At 62.9% G+C, this 13,280-nt stretch carries 14 protein-coding genes; all 14 read right to left on the bottom strand.

Annotation, left to right across the window (positions count from 1 at the left end; translation table 11 throughout):
- Positions 1-29: 29 nt before the first annotated feature.
- Complete coding sequence (locus tag CIT31_RS27330) at positions 30-308, bottom strand: VOC family protein (protein ID WP_245316483.1); 279 nt, start codon at positions 306-308, stop codon at positions 30-32.
- Positions 305-1,378, bottom strand: a complete 1,074-nt coding sequence (locus tag CIT31_RS27325) for a hemolysin family protein (protein WP_095521148.1) — start codon at positions 1,376-1,378, stop codon at positions 305-307. Before CIT31_RS27325 ends, CIT31_RS27330 begins: the two co-directional genes overlap by 4 nt.
- 27 nt (positions 1,379-1,405) lie before the next feature.
- A complete protein-coding gene (ybeY, locus tag CIT31_RS27320) occupies positions 1,406-1,912 on the bottom strand; it encodes an rRNA maturation RNase YbeY (protein ID WP_095521147.1) in 507 nt (168 codons plus the stop codon).
- 12 nt (positions 1,913-1,924) lie between these two features.
- Positions 1,925-2,917: a PhoH family protein gene (locus CIT31_RS27315; protein WP_425350665.1), complete on the bottom strand. Its 993-nt coding sequence runs from the start codon at positions 2,915-2,917 to the stop codon at positions 1,925-1,927.
- Positions 2,918-3,000: 83 nt separating this feature from the next.
- Positions 3,001-4,410 (bottom strand): tRNA (N6-isopentenyl adenosine(37)-C2)-methylthiotransferase MiaB, encoded by a 1,410-nt coding sequence (gene miaB / locus CIT31_RS27310; RefSeq protein ID WP_095521163.1) that lies wholly within the window; start codon positions 4,408-4,410, stop codon positions 3,001-3,003.
- A 120-nt stretch (positions 4,411-4,530) separates the two neighbouring features.
- Positions 4,531-5,331 (bottom strand): lyso-ornithine lipid O-acyltransferase, encoded by an 801-nt coding sequence (olsA, locus tag CIT31_RS27305; RefSeq protein ID WP_095521145.1) that lies wholly within the window; start codon positions 5,329-5,331, stop codon positions 4,531-4,533.
- An 87-nt stretch (positions 5,332-5,418) separates the two neighbouring features.
- Complete coding sequence (rimI, locus tag CIT31_RS27300; protein ID WP_095521144.1) at positions 5,419-5,913, bottom strand: ribosomal protein S18-alanine N-acetyltransferase; 495 nt, start codon at positions 5,911-5,913, stop codon at positions 5,419-5,421.
- Positions 5,913-6,617, bottom strand: coding sequence for a tRNA (adenosine(37)-N6)-threonylcarbamoyltransferase complex dimerization subunit type 1 TsaB (tsaB, locus tag CIT31_RS27295; protein ID WP_095521143.1), 705 nt, complete (start codon positions 6,615-6,617; stop codon positions 5,913-5,915). The genes rimI and tsaB overlap by 1 nt, the downstream gene beginning before the upstream one ends.
- A gap of 181 nt (positions 6,618-6,798) precedes the next feature.
- The gene (locus CIT31_RS27290) at positions 6,799-7,905 is read right to left on the bottom strand and encodes a DUF1513 domain-containing protein (RefSeq protein ID WP_095521162.1); all 1,107 of its coding nucleotides are present in this window, start codon (positions 7,903-7,905) and stop codon (positions 6,799-6,801) included.
- 174 nt (positions 7,906-8,079) lie between these two features.
- Positions 8,080-9,159, bottom strand: a complete 1,080-nt coding sequence (locus CIT31_RS27285) for an imelysin family protein (protein ID WP_095521142.1) — start codon at positions 9,157-9,159, stop codon at positions 8,080-8,082.
- A complete protein-coding gene (locus tag CIT31_RS27280) occupies positions 9,159-10,766 on the bottom strand; it encodes a di-heme oxidoreductase family protein (protein WP_095521141.1) in 1,608 nt (535 codons plus the stop codon). Before CIT31_RS27280 ends, CIT31_RS27285 begins: the two co-directional genes overlap by 1 nt.
- A 12-nt stretch (positions 10,767-10,778) precedes the next feature.
- Positions 10,779-11,264, bottom strand: coding sequence for a bacterioferritin (gene bfr / locus CIT31_RS27275; protein ID WP_023802097.1), 486 nt, complete (start codon positions 11,262-11,264; stop codon positions 10,779-10,781).
- Positions 11,230-11,541 (bottom strand): (2Fe-2S)-binding protein, encoded by a 312-nt coding sequence (locus tag CIT31_RS27270; protein ID WP_095521140.1) that lies wholly within the window; start codon positions 11,539-11,541, stop codon positions 11,230-11,232. The genes bfr and CIT31_RS27270 overlap by 35 nt, the downstream gene beginning before the upstream one ends.
- 128 nt (positions 11,542-11,669) lie before the next feature.
- Positions 11,670-12,959: an imelysin family protein gene (locus tag CIT31_RS27265; protein ID WP_206073420.1), complete on the bottom strand. Its 1,290-nt coding sequence runs from the start codon at positions 12,957-12,959 to the stop codon at positions 11,670-11,672.
- Between the last annotated feature and the right edge of the window lie 321 nt (positions 12,960-13,280).

The raw sequence follows: 13,280 nt of genomic DNA, 5'->3' as shown, positions 1-13,280 counted from the left end.
GAAACCATCGAGGCTACAGAATGCAACAACTACTTTGCTAACGCCGGATACGCTTCCGTCAAAACGTGAAAGATTCTAGCGACATGGTCGGCCCATTCGGAATCGACGATGATATAGCCGTCACCGAACCGCATCTCGGAATGAACGAGCCTGCCATCAGCGTCGCTAACCACCATACTCGGCTCGAAGCCGAAAGCCTTTTCAAGCCAGATCAATGCGGCGCGCGGATCCTTGTAGAATATGCCGGAGCCCAAGGATGAGTGCTTGAACGGATCATCGACCGTCATCGGGCGAGCGGCGTCTTTCAAGCCTGCTCGGCGCGGACGGCGCGCCGGCGGCGCTCGCCCTTCTGGGTCTCCACGATGCGCACGCGCTTGACGCGGCGCGGATCGGCGTCGAGCACATGGAATTCGAAGCCAGGGATGGCCTGCACCACTTCGCCGCGGGCCGGAACCCTGCCAAGCGTGTTGAAGATCATGCCGCCGATCGTGTCGACATATTCGCCATGCTCGCCGGCGGCGAAATCCTCGCCGATCATCTTGGCGACATCGTCGATCTCGGCCTTGCCGTCGACGACGAACACGCCCTCGCCGGTCTGGGTGATCATCGGCTCGTCCTCGTCATGCTCGTCCTCGATGTCGCCGACCACCATCTCGACGATATCCTCGAGCGACACCAGACCGTCGGTGCCGCCATATTCGTCGATGACCAGCGCCATCTGGGTACGCATCGCCTGCATCCGCCCCATGAGATCGGAGGCGAGCATCGACGGCGGCACGAAAAGCACCGGGCGGATCAGGGTCAGGTCGCCTATGGTGCGCGTGAGATCGACCTTGGCGAGATCGAGAAGCGTGGCGGCGGCGGTTTTCCTGGTCGTCCTGCCCTTCCTGACGCGGGCGATCTTGGTGATGTGCGCGAGCACGTCGCGGATGTGGACCATGCCGCGCGGGTCGTCGAGCGTCTCCGAATAGACCGGCATGCGGGAATGGCCAGACTGCTCGAACAGTCCCAGAAGATCGCCCAGGTTTGTCGTGATCTCGACCGCTTCAATGTCGGCGCGAGGCACCATGACGTCCTCGACGCGCACCTCGCGCAAGCGCAGGATGTTGTTGAGCATGGCCCGTTCGCCGGGCGAAAAGGCGCCGGCATCGCTCGCCGTTTCGGCAAGTGCGTCGGCGATCTCCTCGCGCAGGCTGGCGCCGTTGCGTTGCCTGAACAGGCCGAGCACGCGATCGAACAGGGAAGGACCGGCAGGCGATGGCTCGCTGGCGAAGCTGCCGGTCGTGGTACTCGGACTCGAGCTCTCTTCCGTCTGTTCGGATGGCTTGGTCGCACTGCCGGCGTCTGGGCGGGCGGCAGTCTCTGGTTTGTCGTTCATCGTCGTCCGGTCATTTGATCTTTTTAGTTACGCGTAGGGATCGGGAATGGCAAGCCTCGCAAGTGCTGCGCGTTCGACGGCTTCCATTTCCTCGGCCTCGGCGTCGGTCTCGTGATCGTAGCCCAGCAAATGCAGCAGGCCGTGGATGACGAGATGGGTGATATGGTTGTCGACAGGCTTGTCTTCCAGTGCGGCTTCCCGCGCAACCGTCTCCGCGGCCAGCACGATGTCGCCCAGCATGGGCGGCAGCGGACCGCCCTTGGCGAGCGGAAAAGCCGGGAAAGACAGGACGTTGGTCGGTTTGTCCTTGCCGCGCCAACCTGCATTGAGACTGCGGATATGGGCATCGTCAGAAAAAACGATGCTGAGCTCGGAACAGCCGGCCGCGCCGGTTTCGGCAAACGCAGCAGCAACGGCGCGATCGACCAGCCGCGTCAGCGCAGCCTCTTCCGGCCAGTCACCCGCTTCGACCGTTATATCGATGTCGACGGGAACCGGAAGATCCCCGCCTACAGGCTTTTTGTCCTCAGCCATGCGGCCGCATCATCAGCTTTCGGCGCCCAGGCCCCTCGCCAGCTTGCCGTCGCGGTCGTAAGCCTTGACGATCTCGGCGACCAGCGGATGCCTGACGACGTCGCCTTCGTTGAAGCGCACCGTCACCATGCCGGTGACGCCGTCGAGGATCCTGAGCGCCTCGACCAGACCGGATTTGGTGTTTTGCGGCAGGTCGATCTGGGTCGGATCGCCGGTGACGATCATGCGAGAGTTCTCGCCGAGACGGGTCAGGAACATCTTCATCTGCATCGGCGTGGTGTTCTGCGCCTCGTCGAGGATGACGGCGGAGTGCGCCAGCGTGCGGCCGCGCATGAAGGCCAGCGGCGCGATCTCGATCACCTCGGCGGCTATCGCCCGCTCGACCTTGTCGGCCGGCATCATCTCGTAAAGCGCGTCGTAAAGCGGCCGCAGATAGGGATCGACCTTCTCCTTCATATCGCCGGGCAGGAAGCCGAGCCGTTCGCCGGCCTCGACTGCCGGCCGCGACAGCACGATGCGCTCGACCATGCCACGTTCGAGCAGCATCGCTGCATGCGCCACCGCCAGGAAGGTTTTTCCCGTGCCAGCCGGGCCGATGCCGAAGACGAGTTCGGACCGCTCCAGGGCGCGCATATAGGCGTCCTGGTTGAGCGAACGGGCATAGATCGTCTTCTTGCGCGTCGATATCTGGGCGGCTGACACCTTGCCCTTGCGCTCCAGCGTCGGCAGCGTCAGCTGGTCGTCGGCGGCGATCGCCATGCGCACGGCGCCGTCGACGTCCGACTGGCCGATGTCAGCGCCTTTCTGAAGAATGCCGTAGAGATTGTCCAGGGCGCGGCGCGCCTGCTCGGCGGCCGGGGCGGAGCCCTTGATGGTCAGTTGGTTGCCTCGCGAGCGGATATCGACGCCAAGCTTCTGCTCCAGCCTGGCCAGATTCTCGTCGAACTGGCCATAAAGGGCGCTGGCAAGCTTGTTGTTGTCGAAAGTCAGAACGATGTGCGCCATATCCGAAGCCCCCGATGGTAGGTTCTGGGGCAGGTTCTTCACTTCCGCAGCGCTCAACCGTCTCTCCTCATCTGCCGAGACCTTCAGGCCAATTCGGCGAACAGGCTGTTGTAACCCGTCTTCGTGATTCGTACCTGGATAATCTCACCGATTTCGCCGGACTTTTCATCAACAATAACCGGCTGCAGCCACGGCGAGCGGCCGACCTTCTGGCCAGCCTGGCGGCCCGGCTTCTCGATCAGCGTGTCGATGGTGCTGCCGACCAGGCTCGCGCCGAAATCCTGCTGCTGCTTCAGCAGCAGCGCCTGCAGTCGCTGCAGGCGCTCGTCCTTGACGGCTTCCGGCACATGATCGGCCATTTCCGCGCCCGGCGTTCCAGGGCGCGGCGAATATTTGAACGAGAAGGCCGAGGCATAGTTAACCTGGCGGACAAGGCCCATCGTTGCCTTGAAATCCGCATCCGTCTCGCCGGGAAAGCCGACAATGAAGTCGCCTGAAAGCGCGATATCGGTCCGTGCGGCGCGGATCCGGTCGAGCAGCGTCAGATAATCCTTTGCCGTATGCCTGCGGTTCATCGCCTTGAGGATGCGGTCGGAGCCGGATTGCACAGGCAAGTGCAGATAGGGCATCAGCGCCGGCAAGTCACGATGGGCGGCGATCAATTCGTCGTCCATGTCGCGCGGGTGACTGGTGGTGTACCGCAACCGCGCCAGCCCGGGAATCTCGGCCAGCCGGAACAGCAGGCGGCCAAGACCCCATTCCTCGGCGTTTTCGCCCTCGCCATGCCAGGCATTGACATTCTGGCCAAGCAGCGTCACCTCGCGCACGCCGCCTTGCGCCAGCCGCTCGGCCTCGGCGACGATCTGCGCCACCGGCCGCGACACTTCCGAGCCTCTGGTATAAGGCACGACGCAGAAGGTGCAGAACTTGTCGCAGCCTTCCTGCACGGTCAGGAACGCGGTGACGCCGCGCTTGATGATCTCGGCGCGTTTCGGCTGCGGCAGGTGCTCGAACTTGTCCTCGATGGCGTAGTCGGTCTCGACGATCTTTTCGCCGCGGCGCACCCGTGCCAGCACGTCAGACAACCGGTGATAAGTCTGCGGGCCGATGACCAGATCGACGGCCGGCGAGCGGCGGATGATCTCGGAGCCCTCTGCCTGCGCTACGCAGCCGGCGACACCGACCAGCATTTCGCGGCCGGCCTGAGCCCGTTCGGCCTTCATCTCACGAATGCGGCCAAGTTCGGAATAGACCTTCTCGGCGGCTTTCTCACGGATATGGCAGGTGTTGAGCAGCACCAGATCGGCCTCACCGATGGCGTCCGTTGCCACATAGCCGTCGGCGGCCAGCGCATCGGTCATGCGCTGCGAATCGTAGACGTTCATCTGGCAGCCATAGGTCTTGACGAAGACCTTCCTGGTCGCGGCAGATGGTACGACCGCACTTTCGGCCGCAGTTTCGATGTCGTCCCGTTCGATCGTGTTCAATTCCATCTGGCGGCTTCTAACGCCTTTCGCCGACAAAAAACAGACGATTCTGCCCTGCAGCGCCATGTGTCCTCTTGGACGCGCAAGACGCTGGAGCACTTGATTGGCGCAGTAGCTATTCCGGTTTTACCGGCTCGGGCGCGGATCGGCGAGCGCCGCCTGCACCATATCACGCACCTGACTTTCCATCAGCCTTGCCGTTTCCTTGCGGCTGGAGCCTTTTGAAAAGGCGACCGGCTCACCGAAATGCACTTCGACATCGAGCCCGCCTTCCGCCATCAGCACCTTGAGATGCGGCATCAAATCCTCGTCACCGATCCAGGCGGCAATCGGCCGGTGCCTGCGGCCGAGCGGCACGCCATGCAGGCGCGTATAGACGATCGCCACCGGCTGGATGAAGACCGTTTCGGCCGCCCCTTCCGAAATTGCCATCGAGGCGGCGCCGAATAGCGTGCTCTTGAACGGCAAGATCATGTTGCCGTCGCCGGTCGACCCTTCGGCAAACAGCACCATGGCGTCGCCCTTGGCCATGCGGTTGGCGATCTCGCTCGCCTGGTCGCCCGACGAACGCTTGCGCTCACGCTCGATGAAGACAGTGCGCTGCAGCTTCGATAACATGCCGATCAATGGCCAACCGGCCATGTCAGCCCTGGCGATGAATTTCACGTCGACCATCGACCCCAGTACCATGATGTCGGTCCAGGAGATGTGGTTCGACGCAACCAATAGAGGGCGCTGGCTGGACAGGGTCCCCTTGACATGGATGCGCATGCCCAGCGCCCTGATGATGAGCCGGTGCCAGATCTTCAGGACGAACGTCTCGCGCCAGAGCCCGGTCTTCATCGACAGGATCTGCAACGGCACGAGAATCAACGAGCCGACGACAACGAGGCCCAGTGCCAGGAAAATCCTGATTTTTCCGATCATTTTGCTCCAGGCCCTGCCCACGTATGGCCAGAGCGTTGTGCGTCCAATTGGACGCACAACGTACGCTCTAGCAATTTTGAATCTGCGCTAGCGAAGATCGCGGCGCATGACAAGCGCGCCGGTCGGGCCGTGCTCGGGCGACCTGTAATAGTTGGGACGCTTGCCGACCTCGCGGAATCCCAGCCGCCGGTAGAGCGCGATCGCGGCAACGTTGGTCTCGTCGACCTCGAGGAAAAGCGCCTCGGCGCGTTGCGCGTGCAGTTCGCGCAGAACGGCATCCATCAATTGCCAGCCGAGCCCCTGGCGGCGATGCGAGCGCGCCACCGCGACAGTCAGGATCTCGCCTTCACCGGCAGCCAGGCGCGCCAGGACGAAGCCGACCGGCGGCTTGGCACCCTGTCCGGTCTCGCGCGCGGCATAGCCGAACACCGCGTCCTGCTCGAGCAGTGCGGCGAATTCGTCGTCGGTCCACGGCCGAACGAAATCCTCGCGATGCAGCACCGACATGGCCGCGCTGTCGGCCATCGTCAGCGGCTCGAGCGCAAAGTCCCTGCGGCGCGGCTGGAGGAAAGGAATGCGCATCAGGTTTTCTTCCCGGCTTTCTTCCTGGACAGGATAAAGCCGGCCTGCGGCTTGGCGTCGGCGCCGCGCAGATAGAGCGGTTTCGGCTTTTCGCCTTCAGCCTTTTTGCCGGCAGCTTGGGCGGCAGCCAGCCGGGCATAGACGGCGATGTCGGCCGTGGCACTTGTCGGGCCGATATCAAAGGCGCGCCCGGCCGAGGCGGCAATTTGCGTGGCAGCTGTGCCGACCAGAACCGGAGTGAGATCTACCGCCATGGCGACGGCTTGCGAAAGCGTGGTCACGGCCGGACCATAGCGCAGAACCGACTCTTCATCGTAAAGCGCGGCATGGATCTCGTCGCGCCCGGCGTCGAGCGCGGCCAGCACAGCGCGGCCGGGAAATGTCTCTTTGGCTTGCGCCGCCAGCGCTTCCAGCGTCGTCACCCCGATTGCCGGGATTTTCAGCGCCAGCGCAAGACCCCGCGCCGCCGAGACGCCGACGCGCAGGCCGGTGAAGGAGCCCGGACCGGTGGAGACAGCGATGGCGCCGACGCCGGCATAGTCGGTTCCGCCGGTCTTCAACGCCGCTTCAATGACGGCCATCAGATGCTCGGCATGGCCCTTGCCGAGATCGAACACCGAACGGCCGAGCTCCTTCCCGGCCGCCGTATCGTAGATACAAGCAGCGCATAGATTGGCGGCACAGTCGATGGCAAGCAACTTCATGAGTCGGCCGGTTGGAGCCCAATTGGAGCACAGGGGTTCGAAAAACAATTTCCCTGTGCCCGCCATGGCTCCTCCCCGCAAGGGGATAATGCATAAATCGTTTGGCGGCTTCGCTTCGACCTCGCCTGTAGGCGGTAACTTCTAACGAACGTAACCGTCAGGGAACCGGTGCCGGACGCGCCTATTCGGCCTCCTCGATGCGCAGCATGTGATTGTCCCAGACATAGCCCGGCTCGGACCGTGTCGCGCCGCCGGCTTCGAGGATTTCGCCGGTGCCAGTCGTCGCCATGAAGCTCGGCCCGTCGGGCGCCACGCCGCAGACCTCGGCCAGTGCGCTGATGGCGACGATCCGGCCGCTGGCCGCATCGATCACCGCCAGCGAATTCCCTTCCGGCGAGGACACGGCGACGGTGCCGGCGGCGAGGTTGGCGGCGACCGAGCCGATGTAGTTCCTGAAGCCGGAAAGCACGTCCTGCGGCATGTCGAGCAGTTGCAGATCCTTGCCGCGCGCGGCGCGGCCGACCAGCAGCGGACGATCGGTGCCCGGCCCCCTGTACTGGCAGCCGAACCAGACCGTGCCGAATTGATCGGCAGCCATGTGACGGATCGACAGCTGGTGCAGCTCCGGCGGCAGTTCGTGCTTTTCGAGAAGGTCGCCGGTCAGACGGTCGACCAGCACATAGGACGGCTTCATCGTCGCGATGTTGAGCTCGGCGCGGCCGTAATCCGGATGCGTCTCGATGCCGCCATTGGCGACGGCAATCGTCCTGCCGTCGCCCAACAACAGAAGCTCGTGCGAACCCATGCCGTAGGTCGGGAACTCACTGATGCGCTTGAATTTCGCACGCGCGTCATAGACACCGACCACACCGGCGGCATTGTCGAAATCGTTCTCGGTGGCGTAGAGCAGCGCACCGTCGGTCGAAAACACGCCGTGACCGAAGAAATGCCGTCCACTGACGCTGGCAATGGTCCGTGGTTCGTCGCGACCTGTGTGGTCGAAGACCACGGCGAAGGTGCCGGGCTGCCTGGCAAAGACCACGGAGCGCTTCGACACCGGATCGAAGGTGACGTCGTGACCGCGGGCGGGAAGGTCGATGGCATGCAGGACCTTGCCGGCCTCGGACAGGATGGCCGCGCCATAGCTGCCGTCACGCTTGACGAAAGCGGTGGCGAAGACGGCGTCGGCCGCAAGTGTCTTCGCCCATGCGGACGGCGCCATCGCGGCAACAAAGCCTGTCCCGGCGGCCCTGAGGAAATCACGGCGATCGATCAGCGGCGTCTTCAGGATGCGATCTCCGTTCGAGCATGATCTTGTCCAAAAAGTCTGCAACTTTTGGGATCATGCTCGGTTTCTTTGCCGCATGATCTTGTCCAAAAAGTCTGCAACTTTTTGGGATCATGCTCGGTTTCTTTGCCGCATGATCTTGTCCAAAAAGTCTGCAACTTTTTGGGATCATGCTCAGTCTCCGTCGAGCGACGAGAAACCGGCGGTCAGGCCGAATTCGGCTGTCAGCCTGGTGCCCATCAGGGTCGACAGGCTGGATGTCACCAGCGAGAAGTGGTCGAGCTTCTGGCGCAGCGCCGGGTCGGCGAGCGCCTTGTCGATCGGACCTCTGATGGCCGTGGCGTCGGCGGCCCCGTTGACGAGCTGGATGTGGATCGAATCTGCCATCCAGCGCGCGTCGGGCGACAGCGCTTCGCCAAGCTGCGAGGCCTGGAACAGCGCGTCCATGCCCGAAAGATTGCCTGTCAACGAGCGCGCGGTGTTTTGCGAGCGCCAGTAGATCGCCTGTTTCGGCTTGTCGGCTTGCGGATTGCTGCCCAAAAAGCCCTTTAGGCGCACGTCGCGGACCATTTCCAGCTCGTTGATGAAGACGCCGACCAGTTCGGTCACCCCTTCGGTGCCGTCGCGGTAGAGCGCGTTTTGCGGGCCCGGATTGGCCCAAAGCGCGGCAAAACCGTCGGGCTTGTTCCAGGCGTCGCTGACCTCGGCGGCAATGGTTTCGATGTTGCCAGCGACGGCCGCGCCGTAAGCACAGCGATAGGGATCGTCCTTACCGGCGAGCCGCTCGGCGCTATCGCCGTAAAGCACGAACTCCAGCGCGCCGAGCCCTTGCATGGCGACGCTCTTTGTCGCCAGCTGGGCTGGATCGGCGGCGGTGCGATCTTTATTAGCCAGCGCCGCCTGGACCTGCCTCAGGCCGATGCTCTTGCGGTCCGGCCAGAACAGCATGCGCTCCAGCCGGTTGTTCTGCGTGATCGGTCCGATGCGGATGATCTCGACGACCGACCAGGCATCCACGGTGCCGGAGAATTCGGCGTGCGCCGCATCGAGATGATCCTGCGAAGGCGCGTCGCAAAGCCTGCGCATCGCCTTGGTCAGGCTGTCCGCATGCTCATGCAGCCGTGCATAGGCCGGGCGGACAAAGCCGTCGATGGCCTGCTGGATCACGTCGGAGGCCTTTGCCGCTGCGGATGCCGGCAACGCGCCGGCGAGGACCAGCGGGAGGACCAGGACAAGCGCAAGACGCTTCGACATCAGAGCGACTCCAGGAATTTGACCAGTGCGTCGCGATCGGCCGCATCGGCGGCGGCAAAGCGGTCGCGCGCCTTCTGCCCCTCGCCGCCATGCCACAGGATCGCCTCGGCCAGGGTGCGCGCGCGCCCGTCATGCAGGAAGAAGCTGTTGCCGTTGACGGTCTGGGTAAGACCGCTGCCCCACAGCGGCGGCGTGCGCCATTCGCTGCCGGTAGCCTCGCCCACCGCTTGCCCATCGGCGAGACCCGGCCCCATGTCATGCAGCAGAAAATCGGAATAGGGCCAGATAAGCTGGAACGCCTGCGCCTTGTTGGGCGTGCCGCGGCGGGTGACGAATTTCGGCGTATGGCAGGAAATGCAGCCCATGTCGTAGAACAGCTTCTTGCCGGCCAGCACATCGGGCTCGTCGAGATCGCGCCGCGCCGGCACGGCGAGGTTTTGCGAATAGAAGGTGACGAGGTCCATGACCGGCGGCGGCGCCTCGACCGGGCCGAGGCGCTCCTGCACGCCGTTGGGCATGGCAAGGCAGGTCTTTTCGGCCGCGGTGCAATCGCCCCAGTGGTTTGGCACTTCCGGCGTCGAAATGCCGATGTCACCGGCGAATGCGTCCGCCGCTTGCTGGCGGATCGACGGCGTCTGAGCCTTCCAGCCGAAGCGGCCGAGCGTCAGTTCGCCGCTCTGGCCATCGCGCACGATGTTGGGCTTGCCGGAGATGCCGTCACTGTTCCGATCGTCCGGATCGGCATGGGCGAGAATGTCCGCCGGTGCGATCTGCTCGACCAGGCCGAGGCCGATCATCGGCGGCGTCATACGCGGCGAAAGCGTCGTGTGCGGATCGAGCGGCCCGTTGGCAAGATCATCGACCGAATAGCTCGGCTTGCGCAGCCAAACCACGGTACCGTCCGGCAGCGTGACTTTCTGCTCCTGATAGTCGACACGCATCCGGCCTTCGCCCCGAAGACCCGGCACGGCCAGGTCCTGCAATTGCGAGCCGTAGACCGGATCGGGGAAGTTGAGCACCTTGCGGGCGGCCAGCGCTGCTCTCTCCTCATCGGTGCTCGCCTGCCGCGCCAGCCGCAGGAACATCGAGGTGGTACCGCTGTCGCCTTCCGGCGGACGACCGCGACCGTCCTTCAGATGGCAATTCTGGCACGCACGCTCGTTGAATAGCGGCCCAAGCCCGTCCGACGCCTGCGTCGACGAGGGCGACGAAACCCAGTTCTTGCGGAAAAGGGCATTGCCGAGCTTGAAGGTGCCTTCTTCCTCGAAGGTGATATTGGCGGAAGATTGCGAGAAAGCGTCCTTGTTGGCATCTTTCCGTGACGTGCCGGCGCCGCCCTGCATCGGCTCGAACTGCTCGGGCTTGGAAAAATCCTTGGTCGGCCGGGTGATGGCGATGACGCGCGCCAGATCCTCCGGCGTCAGATCGGTACGACTGGCGGCGAGGCCCGCCGGTTCGGGCGCGCCGGCCATCGCCGAGGCCGTAAGTGGGACCACTACTGCAAGCGAAAGCCCGCGAAGCCAGCTGTATCGCGGGTTTTGCTGGAACGGCAGGCCGCAATCCTCGGCCCGCCGCAGGCGGCGCAAGAAATCTAAGCGGCGCCGCATTCCCGCATGTCCCTAATCCGCCTCGTCGGCCGATGCGGCGTTGAGCTGGCCGTATTTTTCCTCGCCGATCGAGGCGAGCAGGTCGAGTTGCGTCTCGAGGAAGTCGATGTGACCTTCCTCGTCGGACAGCAAATCCTCGAACAGCTTCATCGTCACGTAGTCGCCTGCTTCGTCACAAATCTCGCGCGAGCGTTTGTAGGCAGTGCGCGCGTCATATTCACCGGCAAGATCGGATTCGAGCACTTCCTTGACATTCTGTCCGATGCGCAGCGGCGCTACCGACTGCAGGTTCGGATGACCTTCAAGGAAGATGATGCGGGCCACGAGCCGGTCGGCATGGTGCATCTCCTCGATCGATTCCGCGCGTTCCTTCTTCGCCAGCTTGGCGTAGCCCCAGTCTTCCAGCAGCCGGAAATGCACCCAGTACTGATTGACCGCTCCAAGTTCCAGAAACAGAGCTTCGTTAAGCCGCTCTATGATCTGCTGTTCGCCTTTCATGGTTTCTGCTCCCGTATTGGACGCGCAGGCCTCTGACGCGATCCAGGTGTGAAACGACATCGACGCCGCTCGCCTCCGAGCGGGCGTGGTAATTCTCGGTTACCCGAATGATCGTTTCGACCACATTTGGGAAGCAGCCGCAACAGCGACCACGCTTCTGCATGGCATGATAGATCTTCGCCGGCACGATAAGTTGCCAGGGGTCCTGATCCAGCAGCCCGACGATCGTCTGCTCAATCTCCTTCTCGGTGATGATGTTGCAATGGCAGATCAGCATTATTTGCTCTGTATGGCTGACGGCGCCTGCTCGGCGCCGTGTGGCTTATTTTCTCAATCGAACCGAAACCGCTTCCCACTTTTTACGCGGACCTTCGGTTCGGAACCGTGCTCGAGGCTCTTGACGCCTTATTGGAACACCTTGTCTGGAGCATCGAGGCTGTCCGAGCCCTCGAAGGCGATGGCATTGAGTTTCAGGGTGCCGACGGCGCGTTCGATCGACTTGGTCTGGTCGACCAGCGCATCGATCGCCGCCTGGACTGTGGCGTTGCCTTCAATGTTGCCTTCGCCGATCTGCTGGTCATAAGCCTCGCCGCCAAGCGCCCGCGCCTTGATGGCTTCCATCTTGGCGACGGTGACATCGAGCTTGTCCGACAGTTCCTTGTCGATCGCCGGATCGGCCTCCTTGACCATGTCGGATACCGAGGGGCCTTCGACGACGGTGCCGTCGAGGCGCGTGTAGCTGCCACGATAGGCGGCACGAATGCCGACGGCATCGTAGAGATGGGAATCGTAGGTGTTGTCGGAGAAGCAGTCGTGCTCCTCTTCCGGATCGTGCAGCAGCAGGCCGAGCTTCATGCGCTCGCCGGCAAGTTCGCCATAGGACAGCGAGCCCATTCCGGTGAGGATGGTCGAGATGCCTACTTTCGGCTCGCCATCGACAAGGTTCTTGCGCGCGGCGCCGCCATCCTTCCACTCGTTGACCATGTCCTGCAGATCGGAAACCAGAAGGTCGCTCGCCGACTTCAGGTACTGCGCCCGACGATCGCAATTGCCGCTGGTGCAGTTGGCGAGATCGTAGTCCGTATAGGGCCGTTCGCCCGCGCCCGGGCCAGTGCCGTGCAGGTCCTGGCCCCACAGCAGGAATTCGATAGCGTGGTAGCCGGTCGCCACATTGGCCTCGATGCCGCCGGCTTCCTGCAACGTGCCGGAGAGGAACTCCGGAGTAAGATTGGTGGCGTCGATCTTCTTGCCGTCGACCTCAATCGACTTGTTGGCGATCACATTGGCGGTGTAGAGCGCATTCGCATCCGACTCGGTGCCGTAGCCGGCAGCGACATAGTCGATCAGGCCTTCGTCCAGCGGCCAGGCGTTCACCTTGCCTTCCCAGTCGTCGACGATGGCGTTGCCGAAGCGGTAGACTTCGGTCTGCTGATAGGGAACACGCGACGCCTTCCAAGCCTCGCGGGCGGCAGTCAGCGTTTCCACCGAAGGCTTGGCAAGCAACGCGTCGACGGCCTTGTCGAGCGCCTGCGCCGTCGTCAGCGAATCCTCATATTTGGCGAGCGCAATGTCGGAATAGGTCTTAATGACAGCCTTGGCTTCGATTTCCGCCTTGGCCGGCAGCACGAATATCGCCGCCGTCAATGCCGCCGTGGCGCCGATCGCGGCGAGCCTGCCATATCGTGCCGTGATCATCGCTCTCATGATTGTCATCTCCTCGGAATTCAGTGGATGCCGGCGCCAAAGGCGCGTCGGCAGGCAGTCGGCACCAAGGCAGGTCCATGCCATTGGCCGAGAAACAGGCCGCGGCATAGCGCGGTTTGCGGAAGAAAGACATCGAAATGCCTCCAATCGAAAGGGTTCAAGGCCCAGACATCAAAGGGATGCGCTTGACACGCAAGGTTCCATAAAGCGATGAAGGCGCCGGAAGTCAACCGATTTCAGAGAGAAAAGCCAATCGAAACAACAGTTTAGAATTATTCTAAACTGCAAGTGTCAACTTTAGCCGCATTTTAG

Source organism: Mesorhizobium wenxiniae, from assembly GCF_002284535.1.
In the GTDB taxonomy this organism is placed as follows: domain Bacteria; phylum Pseudomonadota; class Alphaproteobacteria; order Rhizobiales; family Rhizobiaceae; genus Mesorhizobium; species Mesorhizobium wenxiniae.
The sequence above is the reverse complement of the archived record's forward strand: the minus strand, read 5'-3'. Positions and strand labels throughout refer to the sequence as shown.

Excerpts from the sequence above, each read along its gene's own strand:
- CIT31_RS27325 (WP_095521148.1), bottom strand. The coding sequence starts at position 1,378 with ATGAACGACAAACCAGAGACTGCCGCCCGCCCAGACGCCGGCAGTGCG.
- ybeY (WP_095521147.1), bottom strand. The coding sequence starts at position 1,912 with ATGGCTGAGGACAAAAAGCCTGTAGGCGGGGATCTTCCGGTTCCCGTC.
- CIT31_RS27315 (WP_425350665.1), bottom strand. The coding sequence starts at position 2,917 with ATGGCGCACATCGTTCTGACTTTCGACAACAACAAGCTTGCCAGCGCC.
- miaB (WP_095521163.1), bottom strand. The coding sequence starts at position 4,410 with ATGGAATTGAACACGATCGAACGGGACGACATCGAAACTGCGGCCGAA.
- olsA (WP_095521145.1), bottom strand. The coding sequence starts at position 5,331 with ATGATCGGAAAAATCAGGATTTTCCTGGCACTGGGCCTCGTTGTCGTC.
- rimI (WP_095521144.1), bottom strand. The coding sequence starts at position 5,913 with ATGCGCATTCCTTTCCTCCAGCCGCGCCGCAGGGACTTTGCGCTCGAG.
- tsaB (WP_095521143.1), bottom strand. The coding sequence starts at position 6,617 with ATGAAGTTGCTTGCCATCGACTGTGCCGCCAATCTATGCGCTGCTTGT.
- CIT31_RS27285 (WP_095521142.1), bottom strand. The coding sequence starts at position 9,159 with ATGTCGAAGCGTCTTGCGCTTGTCCTGGTCCTCCCGCTGGTCCTCGCC.
- CIT31_RS27280 (WP_095521141.1), bottom strand. The coding sequence starts at position 10,766 with ATGCGGCGCCGCTTAGATTTCTTGCGCCGCCTGCGGCGGGCCGAGGAT.
- bfr (WP_023802097.1), bottom strand. The coding sequence starts at position 11,264 with ATGAAAGGCGAACAGCAGATCATAGAGCGGCTTAACGAAGCTCTGTTT.
- CIT31_RS27270 (WP_095521140.1), bottom strand. The coding sequence starts at position 11,541 with ATGCTGATCTGCCATTGCAACATCATCACCGAGAAGGAGATTGAGCAG.
- CIT31_RS27265 (WP_206073420.1), bottom strand. The coding sequence starts at position 12,959 with ATGATCACGGCACGATATGGCAGGCTCGCCGCGATCGGCGCCACGGCG.